The following is a 15,627-nucleotide window of genomic DNA, read 5'->3' as shown; positions in this document are numbered from 1 at the left end:
GATCCGGATCCGGATCCGAAACTTTCCCTGCTCAGCCGCCCTGTGCGCCACGGGCGCGGGCAATGGCGGCGCGGACCTGCGCTGGGGCGGTGCCGCCGAGGTGGTTGCGGGCGGCGACGGACCCTTCCAGCGTCAGCACGTCGAACACGTCGGGGCCGATGGCCGGCGAGAAGCGGCGCAGTTCGTCCAGGCTCAGTTCCGCCAGGTCGCGTTGCTCGCGCACACCGAAGGCCACCGCCTTGCCGACGATCTCGTGGGCGTCGCGGAACGGGATGCCCTTGCGCACCAGATAGTCCGCAAGGTCGGTGGCGGTGGAGAAGCCCTGACGGGCGGCAGCGCGCATGCGCTCGCGGTTGCAGCGGGCGTGGCGCATCATGTCGGCAAAGACCTTGAGCGCACCGCGCAGGTTGTCGGCGGTGTCGAACAGGGGTTCCTTGTCTTCCTGATTGTCCTTGTTGTAGGCCAGGGGCTGGCCCTTCATCAGGGTCAGCAGCGCCATCAGGTGGCCGAAGATGCGCCCGGTCTTGCCGCGGACCAGTTCCGGCACGTCCGGGTTCTTCTTCTGCGGCATGATCGAGGATCCGGTGCAGAAGGCGTCGGACAGGTCGATGAAGGCGAACTGGGCCGAGGACCAGAGGATGAGTTCCTCCGAGAAGCGGGACAGGTGCATCATCAGGATGGCGGCGCAGGCGGCGAACTCGATGGCGAAGTCACGATCGGAGACGGCGTCCAGGGAGTTCTCCGCCGGCCGGTCGAAGCCGAGCTGCTGCGCGGTGTAGGCGCGGTCGATGGGGTAGGTGGTGCCGGCCAGGGCGGCGGCGCCCAGGGGCATGACGTTGAGCCGCACGCGGCAGTCCCGGAAGCGGCCGGCATCGCGCAGCAGCATCTCGTGCCAGGCCAGCATGTGATGGCCAAAACTCACCGGCTGGGCCACCTGCAGATGAGTGAAGCCCGGCAGGATGCTGTCGGCCTCGCGCTCGGCCAGGTCCAGCAGGGCGTCCTGCAGGCCCTGGATGCCGGCGATGATGGCGTCGATCTCGTCGCGCAGCCACAGACGGATGTCCGTGGCCACCTGGTCGTTGCGCGAGCGGCCGGTGTGCAGTCGCTTGCCGGCGTCGCCGATGTCGGCGGTCAGCGCGGCCTCGATGTTCATGTGCACGTCTTCCAGGGCCACGGACCACTGGAAGCTGCCGTCTTCGATGCGCGTGCGGATACGCTCCAGGCCGGCGACGATGGCATCGCGCTCGGTATCGCTCAGGATGCCCTGGCGTGCCAGCATGCGGGCGTGGGCGATGGAGCCGGCGATGTCGTGCCGGTACAGGCGCCGGTCGAAGCCGACGGAGGCGGTGAAGGCCTCGACGAAGGCATCGGTGGGGGCGTCGAAGCGTCCGGACCAGGGTTTGACGGGTGCAGGAGTGGGGTCTGTCATTGCGGCGGTTGCGCTCGTGGGCTGAGACTGAGGTGACGCCCGACCGGCGCACGCGGCAGCTGCGCTGGGGGCGATGCGGCGCGGCGAGTGTACTACGGATGGCGACCGTCCGGCGCTGGTGCCGGATGTCGGCTTGGCGTCATGTTAACCTGATCCCGGCCATCGTCGGCGGGCGCCGGATGCGGTACCGTTGACATTTTTTGCCCGACGGCCCTGCTTGCCGTTGACTTCTCCACCATTCCCTGGACTGTATGCAATGACCGAGACGCTCCGAATCGCGACCCGCAAATCCCCGTTGGCCATGTGGCAGGCCGAGCATGTGGCGGCCGAGCTGCGGCGGTTGCATGCCGATCTCGCCGTCGAGATCGTCGGCATGACCACCCGCGGCGACAAGATCCTCGATGCGCCCCTGGCCAAGATCGGCGGCAAGGGCCTGTTCGTGAAGGAACTGGAGCAGGGCATGCTGGACGGTACGGCGGACATCGCCGTGCACTCCATGAAGGACGTGCCGGTGGAGTTTCCGGACGGGTTGCACCTGGCGGTGATCCTGGATCGCGAGGACCCGCTGGACGCCTTCGTCTCGAACCGCTTCGGCGCGCTGGACGAACTGCCCCAGGGCGCCTGCGTGGGCACCTCGAGCCTGCGCCGGCAGTGCCAGCTGGCGGCCCGTCGGCCGGACCTGCGCATCGAGCCCCTGCGCGGCAACGTGAACACCCGGTTGCAGAAGCTGGATGACGGGGTCTACGACGCCATCATCCTGGCCGCCGCCGGGCTCAAGCGCCTGGGCTTCGGCGAGCGCATCCGCGACCGCATCAGCGCCGAAGACAGCCTGCCGGCCATCGGCCAGGGGGCGATCGGTATCGAATGCCGCCAGGACGATGCGCGGGTGAACGACCTGATCGCGCCGCTGCACCACCGGCTGACCGCCGAGCGGGTGCGGGCGGAGCGCGCGATGAACGCCCGCCTGCAGGGCGGTTGCCAGGTGCCCATCGCCGGCCATGCCCTGCACGAGGGCGATGCCCTGTGGGTGCGCGGTCTGGTGGGCTCCACCGATGGTACGCGCCTGTTGCGGGCGGAGCGTCGCGGCCCGGCGGAGCAGGCCGAGGCCCTGGGCGAGTCCTTGGCGGATGCGCTGCTCGAGCAGGGGGCAGGCGAGATCCTGGCGGCATTGCGCGAGTCATGAGCGGCCCGTGCCGGCTGAACGGCCGTGGCGTGCTGATCACCCGGCCCGCGGCCCAGGCGGATGCCCTGAGCCGGCTGGTGGCCGAACTGGATGGTGAGCCGATCCTGTTCCCGACGGTGGAGATCCTGCCGACGCTGGAGGCCGAGGCGGCACGGGCGCAGTTGCGGCAACCCTGGGATCTGATGGTGTTCGTCAGTCGCAATGCCGTCGAGCATGCGCTGGCCCTGCTGGGCGGCGCCGAACCCCTGGCCCACACCCGTCTGGCCGCCGTGGGCAAGGCCACCGCCGCGGCCATTCGTGCGGCGGGGCTGCCGTCGCCCCTGGTGCCGGCGAGCGGTTTCGACAGCGAGGCGCTGCTGCAATTGCCCGAGCTGACGGCGGTGGCCGGTCGGCGGGTGCTGATCGTGCGCGGCGACGGCGGCCGCCCCCTGCTGCGTGACACCCTGCGCCAGCGGGGGGCCGAGGCGGCCTTTGCCGAGGTCTATCGGCGCGTGCCGCCGCAGGTGGATGTCGGTGCCCTGCTGCCGCAGTGGGAATCGGCCCTGGGCTATGTGACGGCCACCAGTGACGAGGTGCTGGCCAATCTGATGGGGCTGCTGCCGCCGGCGGCGTACCCGTGGATGTTCGGGCTGCCGCTGGCGGTACTCAGCGAGCGCAACGCGCAGACGGCCCTGGCCATGGGCTTTCGCACCGTGGCGGTGGCCAGCGAGGCCAGTGATGCGGGCCTGTGCGATGCCTTGTGCCGGCTGCATCTGGCCCGCGTGCGCCCCTGATCCCGGCTGCCAGCGTCCCCTGCTGTCAGACGGCGGCTGGCGGCTGGCGGCTGTCGGATGGCTGTCAGGGCTTCTTGCCGTAGCCGGGGCTGTCCGCGGCATACTCGAAGGCGTCGGAGAACATGTGATCCATGCCCAGGCCGCGGCCCTCGAAGGCGCTGCGGCCGGCCTCCACCATCACCGGCGGGCCGCTCAGGTAGACGTCGTAGTCGGCGATGTCCGGATGGTCTTCCAGCACGGCCTCGTGCACCAGTCCGCGCCGGCCGTCCCAGTCCGCGTCCGGTTCGGACAGCACCGGCACATAGCTGAAGTTGGCATGCTCCGCGGCCCAGCGTTGCGGCAGGTCCGGCAGGTACAGGTCGCGGCGGGCCCGGGCACCCCAGTAGAGCGTCATCGGGCGCTGGATGCCAGCGTGGAAGGCGTGCTCCAGCATACCCTTGATGGGGGCGAAGCCGGTGCCGCCGCCGATGAAGATCATCGGCCGCTCCGAGTGCTCGCGCAGCACGAAGGTGCCCAGGGGGCCCTGGATGCGCAGGATGGCCTTCTCCGGCAGTTCGTCGAACAGAAAGTCGGTGAACTCGCCCCCCGGCACGCGGCGCACATGCAGTTCCACCAGCGCATCGTCGTGGGGGGCATTGGCCATGGAGAAGGCGCGCTTGCGCCCATCGCTGAGGATGAATTCCAGGTACTGCCCCGCCAGGAACTGCAGCCGTTGGCCCTCCGGCAACTTCAGGCCCAGACGCACCACGTCATGATTCAGGCGGGTCTTCTCCGCCACGCGGCAGGGCAGGGTGCGCACCTCGATGTCGGCAGTGGTCTCCAGTTCGGCCACGCGCAGGCGCAGGTCGCTCCGGGGCACCGCCTGGCAGGTCAGGCAGGCGTTGTCGGGTTGTCCCTCCAGCGCCTGGGTCTTGCCGCTGGGGTAGCTGACCTCGCCCTCCAGCAGTTCCGCGCTGCAACTTCCGCACTTGCCGTCACGGCAGCCGTAGGGCAGGCCGATGCGTTGCTTGATCGCCGCGTCGAGGATGGTCTGGCCGGGCTCGACGCTGAAGCGATGGTGGTTGGGCTCCGTGCGGATGGTGAAACTCATGGACTGGCCTTCTTGCTGTGTCGCGGGCTTGCGGGTCGTCTCTGCGGGTCAGAACTGATCCCTGAACCTACCATGTGTTGACTCTTTTGTCGGCTGCAAGCCATGCTGCGGCCTGTCGAGGGCGGAGTGGGTCCGTCCGGGGCTTCATCGGCGATGTGCGGGGGCGCTTGTATGATCATCATCGGTTGTGGATATCTGGGCGCTCTGGTGGCTCGGCGGCTGCAGGCGCAGGGAGAGCAGGTGACCGGGGTCGTGCGCAGCGACCGGCGCGCGGCTGAACTGGCAGCAGCGGGCATCGAGCCGTTGCAGCTCGACCTGCAACAGGACGACCTGGCGCCCCTGGTCTGCGCGGATGCGCCGGTGTTCCACTTCGCGCCGCCGCCGGGACAGGGCCGCGAGGATCCGCTCACCGCGCGACTGCTGGCGTCCTTTGCCGCGAACGGGCAGCCGCGGCGCCTGGTCTATGTGAGCACCACCGGGGTCTACGGCGACTGCGGCGGCGCCTGGGTGGACGAGACCTGGCCGGTGCAGCCGACGGCTGAGCGGTCGCTGCGGCGCTGGGACGCGGAACAGCGGCTGCGACGCTGGCATGCCGAGGGCGGCGGCGAGCTGGTGATCCTGCGGGTGGCCGGCATCTATGGTTGCGACCGGCTGCCGCTGGAGCGCATCCGCAGCGGCCAGCCGGTGATCAGCCTGGAGGAGGCGCCCTGGTCCAATCGCATCCATGTGGAAGACCTGGCGAGCGTCTGCCTGGCGGCCATGGAGCGCGCCCCGGATGGCGCGTTGTACAACGTCTGCGATGGCCATCCCAGCACCATGACCGACTACTTCTGCCGCATCGCCGAAGCCGCGGGCCTGCCGCAGCCGCCGCAGATCCCGCTGGCCGAGGCACCGGGCCGGGTCTCGCCCGGCATGCTGTCCTACCTGAACGAATCCCGCCGGCTCAGCAACCGGCGCCTGCTGTCCGAATTGGCGCTGACCCTGCGCTACCCCACCCTGGCCGATGGCCTGGCGGCGTGCTTCGGCTAGTCGGCACCCTGCGCCGCGCCCGGTGTTTTGCCGCTAGGCCGATGGTCCGTGGCGCTGCTAGAATCATCGGATCGGCCTGTGCCGAAGCGGGCTGTGAGGCCCATCTCCATACTGCAAGACCAATGAGGAACGATCCATGCGATTCAGTCTCTCCCGGCCTTCGGGTCTGTCCGTGGGTGGCCCGATCACGGGTCCGGCGCTGGTGCTTGCCCTGGGCCTGTCCCTGGCCGGAAGCGCCGTCGCCGGCAATACCGACAGCTTCGACTTCGACACCACCGAGGACCTGCTGACGGTCTGCTCGGTTTCCGCCGATGATGCCGCCCACGTGCCGGCATTGCTGGCCTGCCGCGCCTTCATCGAGGCGACGGTGCAATATCACGACGCCGTCAGCGACCGCAAGCAGCTGAAGCGGCTGGTCTGCTATCCGAAGAACACCACCATTGACGATGGTCGCAAGGCATTCGTGGCCTGGGGCGGCACCAACCGCGACAACGCCGAACTCATGGGCGAGCTGCCGGTGGTCGGCCTGGTACGCGCCCTGGCGGCCAAGTATCCCTGCAAGTGATCGACGCCGCAGGCGTTTTGCCTGCGTTGCCTGCCAGCAAAGGGGCAAGCCCAAGGGGCGAGCAAAGGGAAGCAACTTGGGGTACGCTTGAGTTGTAACGATCCACGGCCCGGCCGTGGGCCTGTTTGCGGAGAAAGACGATGAAGAAGTCGGCCGTTATCCTGATCCTGTCCGTCAGTCTCGCCATGCTCGCGGGCTGTGGCACCACCACCGGCCAGCGCGCCGGCAGCGGTGCAGCCATGGGTGCCGCGGGTGGCGCGTTGGTCGGCTCCCTCAGCGCCAATGCCGGCAAGGGCGCGCTGATCGGCGCCGGCGTGGGCGCCCTGGGCGGCTACCTGTTCGATCAGCATGAGAAGGGCAATATCGACTGATGTCGGCCCGGGCGGCAACGGGTTTTCCGGGGCCGCCCGCGGCCGCAGGCGTGTGTCGCCGGATACCTGGTGCCGAATGCCGTCGCTGGTCATGATCAGTGCGCGGCGTGGTTCAGAACTTGACACCCTGTGTCATTCGCCGTTTGTCGATTTGTGCGTTGATCGACCCTCGGTGTCCTCGATCTCAATGCATACACCGTTTCGAGAGTGAGCGATGAGGATCTACGTAGGCAACCTGAAGTATTCCGTCACTGACGACGAGCTGCGGGACATGTTCAGCGACTTCGGCGACGTGGCAAGTGCCGATGTCATCAAGGACAAGTTCTCCGGTCAGTCCAAGGGATTCGGTTTCGTCGACATGCCGAACAACAGCGAGGCCGAGGATGCCATCAAGGCCCTGCACGACAGCATGAACGACGGGCGCAAGCTGACGGTAAACGAGGCACGTCCACGTACGGAGCGGCCCCCGAGATAAGACTGATGCGGCCCTGAGGAGGCGGGGCTTCCTGCCCGGCGCCTCTCGCGTTTCAATCCAGCCCCAGGGTCGGCCAGATCGCGTCTACCTGCGCCTTGATGGCGGGGTCCATGCGAATCGGCCGGCCCCACTCGCGGCTGGTCTCGCCGGGCCACTTGTTGGTGGCGTCGAAGCCGATCTTGGAGCCGATGCCGGAGACCGGTGAGGCGAAGTCCAGGTAGTCGATGGGGGTGTTCTCCACCATCACGGTGTCGCGCGCAGGGTCCATGCGCGTGGTCATGGCCCAGATGACGTCCTTCCAGTCGCGGGTATTCACGTCGTCGTCCACCACGATGACGAACTTGGTATACATGAACTGCCGCAGAAAGGACCACACGCCCATCATCACCCGCTTGGCGTGGCCGGGGTACTGTTTCTTCACGCTGACCACCGCCAGCCGGTAGGAGCAGCCCTCCGGCGGCAGGTAGAAGTCGGCGATCTCCGGGAACTGCTTCTGCAGTATCGGCACGAAGACCTCGTTGAGGGCGACGCCCAGGATGGCTGGCTCGTCCGGCGGTCGGCCGGTGTAGGTGCTGTGGTAGATCGGCTCCGCACGGCGCGTGATGCGGTCGATGGTGAACACCGGAAAGTCGTCGATCTCGTTGTAGTAGCCGGTGTGGTCTCCGAACGGGCCCTCCGGTGCCGTGTCGCCGGGATGCAGGTGGCCCTCCAGCACGATCTCGGCGCTGGCCGGCACCTGGAGCGTGTTGCCGATGCACTGCGCCAGCTCCGTGCGGCTGCCCCGCAGCAGTCCGGCGAAGGCATATTCCGACAGGGTGTCCGGCACCGGCGTGACCGCGCCCAGGATGGTGGCGGGGTCGGCGCCCAGGGCCACCGCTAGCGGAAACGGCTCGCCCGGATGCCTTTCCTGCCAGGCGCGATAGTCCAGCGCGCCGCCGCGGTGGGCCAGCCAGCGCATGATGACCCGGTTGCGCCCAAGCACCTGCATGCGGTAGATGCCCAGGTTCTGGCGCGGTTTTTCCGGGCCGCGGGTGATCACCAGCCCCCAGGTGATCAGCGGCGCGGCATCGCCGGGCCAGCAGTGCTGGATGGGCAGCTCGCCCAGGTCGACCGCGTCGCCGCTCTGCACCACCTCCTGGCAGGGGGCGCCCTTGCGGACCTTGGGCGCCATGTCCAGCACCTTCTTGAACACCGGCAGGGTCTCCCAGGCTTGGCGCATGCCCTTGGGCGGGTCCGGCTCCTTCAGAAAGGCCAGCAGCCGGCCGACCTCGCGCAGGGCCTCGACGGATTCCTCGCCCATGCCCAGGGCCACGCGTTTGGGCGTGCCGAACAGGTTGCCCAGCAGCGGGATCCGGGAGCCCTTGGGTTGCTCGAACAGCAATGCCGGGCCGCCGGCCCGCAGGGTGCGGTCGCAGATCTCGGTGACCTCCAGGTAGGGGTCCACCGGGACGCGGATGCGTTTGAGTTCGCCGCGTTTTTCCAGTTGCTGGATGAAGTCGCGCAGGTCTTTGTATTTCATGATGCGGATTTGCGGTAGTCTGCAATGGCGGAGGAGCCGCGGGCGGTCGCGGATCGATTCGTGTGCTTCAACAGCACGGTGGTCGTGGGTGGACTGAAGCTGGCGAGGGCCGAACCTTGAGTCTTGATGGACGAACCTCAGTGAATGTGAAGACGCGTTTCCCGTTTGCCATGCTGCTGTGGGGCCTGGTGGCTGTGCTGGCGCTGGCGGTCATTGGCGTTGTGCTTTACAAGACCCTGCCGCTGCTGCATCCGCCGATCGCCGAGCGGGCCCCGCTTGATGCCGGCTGCGATGTGCGCCGGTCACCCTGCGCGGTGCGTTTCGACTCCGGTGGCGGCGTGCGGCTGGATATCCGGCCCCGGGGCATTCCGGTGGTGCATCCGCTGCAGGTGGAGGTCGTGCTCGACGGCCTGTCTCCGCCCCGGCGGGTGGAACTGGACCTGGTCGGTGTCGACATGGACATGGGCTACAACCGCGTGGCCCTTGAGCTAAGCAGCGTGCCAACCGGCGAGCCAGGCGACGAACCGACGGATGCGCGGACCCTGACCTATCGCGGCGGTGCCATGTTGCCGATCTGCGTGCGGGATCGCATGACCTGGGAGGCCCGGGTGCTGCTGCACCAGCCCCGAGGCATCCTGGCGGCGCCGTTCCGCTTCGAGACCGTGCGTGTCCGCCAGGCGCCCTGAGAGACCCGGCGGCGGTCCGGCGGTGTCCGTCGGTGGTCTGATCAGGCCGAAGGGTCGATCAGATCGTAGTAGCGTGCCCGGTACAGCAGCCGCGGCCGTTCCCCATCAGTATCGCTGAAACGGCCGCGTCGATGCAGGACGTTGTTGCACAGCAGGCCCCAGCCCGGTTGCAGTGTGGCCTCGAACCGCGGCAGCGTCTCGTCCTCCAGCAACGCCCGCAGGGCGCCCACTGCCGCGGTGGTGTCGGCGTCGTCGCGCCAGCTGATGTTGCGGCGCCGATCGGTGTAGCGCATATGCAGATGCCCGCGGGGGCCGAGGCTGAACACCGGACCGGTGCTGGCGGGCCGCAGCTCCTCGCCGTCCACCACGTTGGGCGGGATGGTCATGGCCTCGGGATGCATCAGCGCCCGGATGTGTGCCGGGTCCTGGTCGCGCAGCTTCAGGTAGAGCATCTCGTGGTCGATCAGGCCGTTGCTGCCGCCTTGCGCCGCGGGCCGCACGCAATGCAGCACCATGGCGTTGATCTGGCGATCGGCGCCGTTGTAATAGCCGTCGGTATGCCAGGCGATGGGCCGGTCGGTGTAGGGGATGAAGCCGCGACGCAGGGCGTCGGACTGCACCGTGATGGACGTGATGGCGTCGTCGTCGGCGCCGGGGTTGTGATCCAGCCGGTGCAGTCCGAAGCGCGCGCCGAGCAGGCGCGGGATGTCCTTGTCCGGGTCATCGCCGGTGCGGCCGACGTAGACGACCATGTTGGCTCGCCGGATGCGCTCGGCCAGGGCGTCGAATTCGGCGTCGGTCAGTCGGCGCGGGTCGTCGACCTCGACCAGCAGGTCGTCGAGGCTGTCGGGCTGTGCGGCGAGCTTACCCGCGCGCCAGGCCTCATAGGCCGCGTGGTTGTCCAACGAGAAGGGTGACTGGCCGGCGGTTGAAGGCATGGAAGGACTCGGGCGTGTTGATCACAGCGAAACATCCGACGAGTATACTTGAGTTGTAGGCATCGGCGATCAAGGCGATAAGGCACAACGGCGCACGCTGCGCCGGGAGGAGGCGATCATGTCCGAGTCGAACCAGGACGAGGGGAACCGGGGCCAGGGGAACCGGGATCAGGGCAACGGGGATCAGGGTTACAGGCACATCCTGCTGGCGGTGGATTTCGCGCCGGAGTCCGAGGTGGTGACCCAGCGCGCGCTGACCCTGCGCGCGCGCTTCGATGCGCGCCTGACACTGGTGAACATCGTCGATTACGTGCCGCCGGGGGCCGACTATGCCGCCGGTGCCTTCGTCGCCGAGCCGGTGTTGCCGGAGGAGTTCCAACTGGAGCAGGAGCTGATCGATGTGGCCCGGCGGGAGCTGGACCGGCTGGGCGAGCGCATCGGTGTGCCGCCGGAGGGCCGCATCGTCGAGTTCGGCTCCGCCGGGCGCAGCATCGAGCATGTGGCGAAGGACCTGGGGGTGGACCTGATCGTCGTCGGCGCCCGCGATCACAACTGGCTCAGCAGCCTGTTCGGCTCCACCCCGCGCACTCTGCTGCGCCACGAGGTCTGTGACCTGCTGGCGGTGCGCATCCCCCAGCCCGCGGAGGATTGAGGTCGCGGCTGACGACTTGTGTGCGACGGAATTGGCAGGCTGAATTGGCGGACTGAATGGGCCGCCTTTCAGCCCGCGCCGGCCTGGCTCTCCACGCGGTTGCGGCCGCCGGCCTTGGCGGCGTAGAGGGCCTCGTCGGCACGCTTCACCCAGTGGTCCAGGTCATCCCCCGGGGACCATTCGGCCACGCCGAAGCTGGCGGTGACCTGGCCTACCTCGGGCAACGGCGTGTCCGCCAGCAGCGCGCGCAGCTTTTCCGCCAGTGCGACGGCCTCGGCCAGGCGGCTCTGGGGTAGCATGATGGTGAATTCCTCGCCGCCCCAGCGCGCCAGCACATCCGTCGCCCGCAGGTGAACCCGAGCGCGTTGCACGACCTCGATCAGCACCTCGTCGCCCACCAGGTGCCCGAAGCGGTCGTTGATCGACTTGAAGTGGTCGATGTCGAACAGCAGCAGCGACAGCGGCTGGCCGTAGCGTTCGCTGCGGTTGATCTCCTCCCCGGCCCGGGTCTCGAAGGACAGGCGATTGAAGATGCCGGTGAGGCGATCGGTGGTGGCCAGTCGATTGAGCTCCCGGTTGGCCGCCTGTAGGTCGCGATTGGCCTGCTCGGCCGCCTCCTTGGCCTGTTGCAGCGCCTCGCGGTCGCGTTTTTGCTGGGTGATGTCGCTGATGGCCCCGGCCATGCGCAGCGGGGTGCCGTCGGCGTCCCACTCCGCCTGGGCGCGTGAGCGAAACCAGCGGTACTCGCCGGCCCGGTTGCGCATGCGCAGCTCGATGTCGAACGGCTCGCGTTGTTGCAGATGCGCTGCATGGGCAGCCCGCACCTTGGGCAGGTCGTCGGGGTGCACCAGGGTCTCGAAGCCCTCGAGGGTGTTTTCTACCTCGTCGTCGGCGTACCCCAGCAGGGCCTTGTAGCGCGGCGACAGATAGGACTCGCCGGTCTGCACCTGCCATTCCCAGAGCCCGTCTGAGGTGCCGCGCGCTGCGCGGGCGTAGCGCGCCTCGCTCAGGCGCAGCCGGTCGCCCTGGGCCTTGAGCTGCAGATACACGCCCACCCGCGCGCGCACCACGGGCGCATGGATCGGCTTGCTGATGAAGTCCAGCGCCCCGGCCTGCAGGGCGCGCACCTCGCTGTCGATGTCATCATCGGCGGTGACGAAGATGACCGGGATGTCCGGGTAGTCGCGGTGCAGGATGCGGCAGGTGTCGAAGCCGTCCATGCCGGGCATGCGCGCGTCCAGCAGTATCAGGTCGACGGGGGTCTGTGCCGTGCGTAGCAGCGCCTCGGCACCGTTGCCCGCGCTGATTAACTCGCCCATGCCCTTCAGCGCCCGTGACAGGGTCTCCACCGCCATCGGATTGTCGTCGACGATGAGCAGGCGGGCCGGCTTGCCGACGGCCTTTTCAGCCTGTTGTCTGGCCAGATGTCCGACCGGCCGGGCAGTGGGCCGATCGGGCGGTGAAGCGGCAGCCTGGCGCCAGGGCGCACTGGCAGCCAGCAGCGCCTGCAGAATGGCGGTTAAGGCGGCGAACGGCTCGCTGATGTCACCCGCATTGGCCTCGATGGCCCGCTCCAGCGCGCCTGCGGCCTTGGCCAGATCCGCTGCGCCGAGCTGGCCGGCGATGCCGCGCAGGGTATGCAGCCGTCGGCTGGCGGTGGCGGTCTCGCCATCGGCCAGGTCGCGGGCGGTCTGCTGCGGCGCGTCGCCGAAGTCATCCGCCAGTGCCTGCAGCAGGCGTTGCAGCAGCGATGGATCGCCGTCGGTCATCCGCCAGCAGAGCGCGCGGTCGATGCCGGGGATGTGCGGAAAGTCGGCATCGGGCTCGGTCGTTCGGGCGGCTTCGGGCCGGGAATCCGCCTCCGCCCCGCCCGGTATCGCCGGCGTGTCGCCGGGCTGGAGAAAATCGGCGATCACCGCGCTGAGCTGTTTCAGGTCGATGGGTTTGCTCAGATGGGCGTTCATGCCCGCGGCCAGGGTCTTCGCCACGTCCTGGGGGAAGGCGTTGGCGGTAAGTGCGACGATGGGCACCTGCGCATCCAGGGCCCGAATCTGTCGCGTCGCCTCGTAGCCGTCCATGACCGGCATCTGCAGGTCCATCAGGATCAGCTCCGGCAGCTTTGGGCCTGCTGAGCCGCCCTCGGCGGTGGATTCCATGCTGGCGCGGTACAGCGCCACCGCCTGCCGCCCGTTTTCCGCCACCTCAATCCGCAGGCCGGTATCGGCCAACAGTCCGCAGATGATCTGCTGGTTGATGGCGTTGTCCTCCACCAGCAGGATGCATCGCCCGGCCAGCCCCGGCCCTGCTGCGGAACTGGCCGCCGGCTGGGATACCTGCCGGGGTGCCCGTTCGGCTGTCGACTCGGGCGCAGACTGGGGCGCCGGCGCGGGCACGGCCTCAGTGGCGATGTCGAAGCGGAAGCAGCTACCCTGGCCGGGCGCGCTCTGCACCTCGATCTGTCCACCCATGAGCTCCACCAGCTGCTGGCTGATGGCCAGTCCCAGGCCGCTGCCGCCGTAGCGGCGGGTGGTGCTGTCGTCGGCCTGGAAGAAGGGTTTGAACAGGGTCTGCTGTTGCTCGGCGCTGATGCCGATGCCGGTATCGCACACCTCGAAGCGCAGGCGCTCGCCATGGCTGGACGACCCGGCGCCGGAAGACACGGCAACGGACACGCGCAGCCGCACCTCGCCGGTGTCGGTGAACTTGATGGCATTGCCCAGCAGGTTGGTCAGCACCTGCCTGAGCCGGAGGGGATCGCCGAGGTAATGGCTGGTCAGCGCGGGGTCGAGTTCCACCACCAGGTCGAGCCCCTTGTCGCGGGCGTTGTGTTCGAGGAACTGGCGCACCTCGTCGATCATCTGTCGCAGGTCGAACGGGATCTGCTCCACGGCCACCCGGCCGGCCTCGATCTTGGACAGGTCGAGGATGTCGTTGAGGATCCCCAGCAGCGAACGCGCCAGGCGCTCGAGCTTGTCGAGTTCGTGACGCTGCCCCGGATTGAGTTCGCCGCGCAGCACCAGCTGGGCCAGGCCGATGATGCCGGTCATGGGGGTGCGGATCTCGTGGCTCATGTTGGCCAGGAAGGCGCTCTTGGCCTGGTTTGCGGCCTCGGCGGCGGCGCGCGCGTGGGTGAGTTCCTCCTCGAAGCGCTTGCGCTCGGTGATGTCGATCAGCACGCCTTCCCAGACGATGGAGCCGTCGGGCAGCTCGCGGGGCGTGGACTCGGCGGTGATCCAGCGCACCTCGCCATTGACGATGACGCGGCTCTCGCCGAAGAATGGTCGCCGTTTGGCGAAGGCCTCGGCGTTGAGCGCAACCCACTGGTCGTAGTCATCCGGATGGATGCAGGCGAAGGCCTGCATCGGATCGGCCGCGGCGGTCTCGCGATCGAGCCCGGTCAGTTCCAGGAAGCGATCGCTCATGAACGAGAAATGGGCCATGTCCGCACCGGCGGGCAGCACCATGGTGTAGGTGCCCACCGGGATGTTCTCGGTGACCTCGAAGGCGGTGCGTTCCAGGGCCTCGCGCGCCGAGCGCAACGCCCGCTCGGCCTGTTTCAGCGCGGTCATGTCCACCAGGGTGACCAGCAGCCGCTGGTCGAGCACGATGGCGTTGAGCAGGGCGTCAAGCACCCGCCCGTCCTTGGCCGTGACGCGTGCCTCCATGGATTCCACGCGCCCGGTATCGGTGATGGCGCGCTCCACGGCGGCATCCCAGACGGCGAAGATCTCGCGTCTGTAGGCCGCGTCCGGATAGGCCAGCCGGGCCCAGTCGCCGGCGGTGGGGATGTCGTCCAGGGTGTAGCCGACCGTCTGCGTGAAGCGGGCGTTGAGGAACTCGATGCGGGGGTTGGCGTCCAGGCTGATGATGGCCACCCCGATGGGCAGGCCATCCACCAGGCGCCGCAGTTCGGCCTCCTTGGCGGCGAGTTCGGCCGCGGCGCGCCCGCGCTCGGTGATGTCGACGAAGGCCGTCACCAGCAGGCCGTCGACGATGCTGGTGCTGATTTCCGTCTCTCGCACGCGGCCGTCCCTGCAGGTGACACGGAACGCCATCGGCGGGACATCCCCGGAAGCCTCGGCAGCCGTGGCCACCGCTGCATCCCAGCGGCCGAACACCTCGGCGCGATAGGCCGGATCGGGGTAGGCCAGTCGCGCCCAGTCGGCAACGGTGGGGATGTCCTCCGGGCCATAACCGAAGGCGCGCTCGAAGGCGGCATTGCTGAACAGCACGCGCCGATCCGCGTCCAGCGAGGCCACCGATACCGGCAGGGGCAGGTGTTCGAACAGCCGTCGCAGCCGGCCCTCGGCGGCGCGCAGCTGCGTCTCGAGCTGCTTGTAGGCGCTGATGTCGATCATTACCCCTTCCCAGCGCGTGCGGCCGTCGCCGTCGGCATGGGGGTTGGAAATGATGGCCACCCAGACCACCTTGCCATGCACCAGCAGGCGGCCTTCCCAGCGGAACGCAACGCCCTCGGCCGCGGCCCGCCGGTTGTCGTCGATCATGCGCTGGCGGTCATCGGGATGGATCACCGCAAGCGCCAACCCCTGATCGGCCATGAACTGGACGCGATCGAGCCCGCACAGCTCCAGCCAGCGGCTGCTGACATAGGTGAATTCCGGCCGCCCGTCCGGATGGATCAGGACCTCGTAGGTCCCCACCGGCAGATGCTCCAGCAGGGTCCGGGTTGCGGTGCTGAGATTGGAAACGCTTTGCGGGTCCGCCATGGCCGTCAGTCGAGGTTGCGCCTGATCAGGAGTATACATGCTAGCCTCGGGCGCCCGGGCCCATGTCCATTCGGCGAGCTGGGAACCCCTCCAGGCGGGACACCCAAGGCGCGGGCCAGGATGATCGGCCGTCGAGAACAGCGTACACTAGGACGATGTGCCGATTCACGTCTCCTTGCCGTCCGGGGCG

13 protein-coding genes are annotated in these 15,627 nt (G+C 68.4%); 8 read left to right on the top strand and 5 right to left on the bottom strand.

Features of this window, described 5'->3' with window-relative positions:
• Nucleotides 1-31: 31 nt before the first annotated feature.
• Nucleotides 32-1,429 carry an argininosuccinate lyase gene (argH, locus tag F2Q65_RS09225; protein ID WP_150092662.1) on the bottom strand — a complete coding sequence of 466 codons (1,398 nt, stop codon included), beginning with the start codon at nucleotides 1,427-1,429 and terminating at the stop codon, nucleotides 32-34.
• A gap of 256 nt (nucleotides 1,430-1,685) precedes the next feature.
• Between argH and hemC the strand changes: the two genes are divergently transcribed.
• Complete coding sequence (hemC, locus tag F2Q65_RS09220) at nucleotides 1,686-2,612, top strand: hydroxymethylbilane synthase (RefSeq protein ID WP_150092660.1); 927 nt, start codon at nucleotides 1,686-1,688, stop codon at nucleotides 2,610-2,612.
• A complete protein-coding gene (locus F2Q65_RS09215) occupies nucleotides 2,609-3,385 on the top strand; it encodes a uroporphyrinogen-III synthase (protein WP_150092658.1) in 777 nt (258 codons plus the stop codon). Before hemC ends, F2Q65_RS09215 begins: the two co-directional genes overlap by 4 nt.
• A gap of 64 nt (nucleotides 3,386-3,449) precedes the next feature.
• Here the strand turns inward: F2Q65_RS09215 and F2Q65_RS09210 are convergent, their stop codons facing one another.
• Entirely contained in the window at nucleotides 3,450-4,475 is a 1,026-nt protein-coding gene (locus F2Q65_RS09210; RefSeq protein WP_150092655.1) for a CDP-6-deoxy-delta-3,4-glucoseen reductase, read from the bottom strand.
• Between the two features lie 171 nt (nucleotides 4,476-4,646).
• Between F2Q65_RS09210 and F2Q65_RS09205 the strand changes: the two genes are divergently transcribed.
• The 4 genes from F2Q65_RS09205 to F2Q65_RS09190 all read left to right on the top strand — a co-directional run bounded on the left by F2Q65_RS09205 (nucleotide 4,647) and on the right by F2Q65_RS09190 (nucleotide 6,915).
• Nucleotides 4,647-5,504, top strand: a complete 858-nt coding sequence (locus tag F2Q65_RS09205; RefSeq protein WP_150092653.1) for an SDR family oxidoreductase — start codon at nucleotides 4,647-4,649, stop codon at nucleotides 5,502-5,504.
• 136 nt (nucleotides 5,505-5,640) lie between these two features.
• On the top strand, nucleotides 5,641-6,069 hold the full coding sequence (locus tag F2Q65_RS09200; protein WP_150092651.1) for a Rap1a/Tai family immunity protein: 429 nt from the start codon (nucleotides 5,641-5,643) through the stop codon (nucleotides 6,067-6,069).
• Nucleotides 6,070-6,209: 140 nt separating this feature from the next.
• Nucleotides 6,210-6,440 (top strand): glycine zipper domain-containing protein, encoded by a 231-nt coding sequence (locus F2Q65_RS09195; RefSeq protein ID WP_150092649.1) that lies wholly within the window; start codon nucleotides 6,210-6,212, stop codon nucleotides 6,438-6,440.
• Between the two features lie 214 nt (nucleotides 6,441-6,654).
• Entirely contained in the window at nucleotides 6,655-6,915 is a 261-nt protein-coding gene (locus F2Q65_RS09190) for an RNA recognition motif domain-containing protein (RefSeq protein ID WP_150092647.1), read from the top strand.
• Nucleotides 6,916-6,967: 52 nt separating this feature from the next.
• On the opposite strand, the gene ubiD is transcribed toward F2Q65_RS09190, so the two are convergent.
• A complete protein-coding gene (gene ubiD / locus F2Q65_RS09185) occupies nucleotides 6,968-8,434 on the bottom strand; it encodes a 4-hydroxy-3-polyprenylbenzoate decarboxylase (RefSeq protein WP_150092645.1) in 1,467 nt (488 codons plus the stop codon).
• A gap of 140 nt (nucleotides 8,435-8,574) precedes the next feature.
• On the opposite strand from ubiD, the gene F2Q65_RS09180 reads away from it, so the two are divergent.
• The gene (locus F2Q65_RS09180; protein WP_246156108.1) at nucleotides 8,575-9,120 is read left to right on the top strand and encodes a hypothetical protein; all 546 of its coding nucleotides are present in this window, start codon (nucleotides 8,575-8,577) and stop codon (nucleotides 9,118-9,120) included.
• A gap of 41 nt (nucleotides 9,121-9,161) precedes the next feature.
• On the opposite strand, the gene F2Q65_RS09175 is transcribed toward F2Q65_RS09180, so the two are convergent.
• Nucleotides 9,162-10,058 (bottom strand): TauD/TfdA family dioxygenase, encoded by an 897-nt coding sequence (locus tag F2Q65_RS09175; RefSeq protein ID WP_150092643.1) that lies wholly within the window; start codon nucleotides 10,056-10,058, stop codon nucleotides 9,162-9,164.
• A gap of 118 nt (nucleotides 10,059-10,176) precedes the next feature.
• On the opposite strand from F2Q65_RS09175, the gene F2Q65_RS09170 reads away from it, so the two are divergent.
• Nucleotides 10,177-10,710 carry a universal stress protein gene (locus F2Q65_RS09170; protein ID WP_150092641.1) on the top strand — a complete coding sequence of 178 codons (534 nt, stop codon included), beginning with the start codon at nucleotides 10,177-10,179 and terminating at the stop codon, nucleotides 10,708-10,710.
• A 68-nt stretch (nucleotides 10,711-10,778) separates the two neighbouring features.
• Here F2Q65_RS09170 and F2Q65_RS09165 read toward each other — a convergent pair whose 3' ends face one another.
• Nucleotides 10,779-15,476, bottom strand: coding sequence for a PAS domain-containing protein (locus F2Q65_RS09165; RefSeq protein WP_150092639.1), 4,698 nt, complete (start codon nucleotides 15,474-15,476; stop codon nucleotides 10,779-10,781).
• Nucleotides 15,477-15,627 lie beyond the last annotated feature (151 nt).

This window comes from Thiohalocapsa marina, assembly GCF_008632335.1.
In the GTDB taxonomy this organism is placed as follows: Bacteria; Pseudomonadota; Gammaproteobacteria; order Chromatiales; family Chromatiaceae; genus Thiohalocapsa; species Thiohalocapsa marina.
This window is presented reverse-complemented; position numbering and strand designations above follow the sequence as displayed.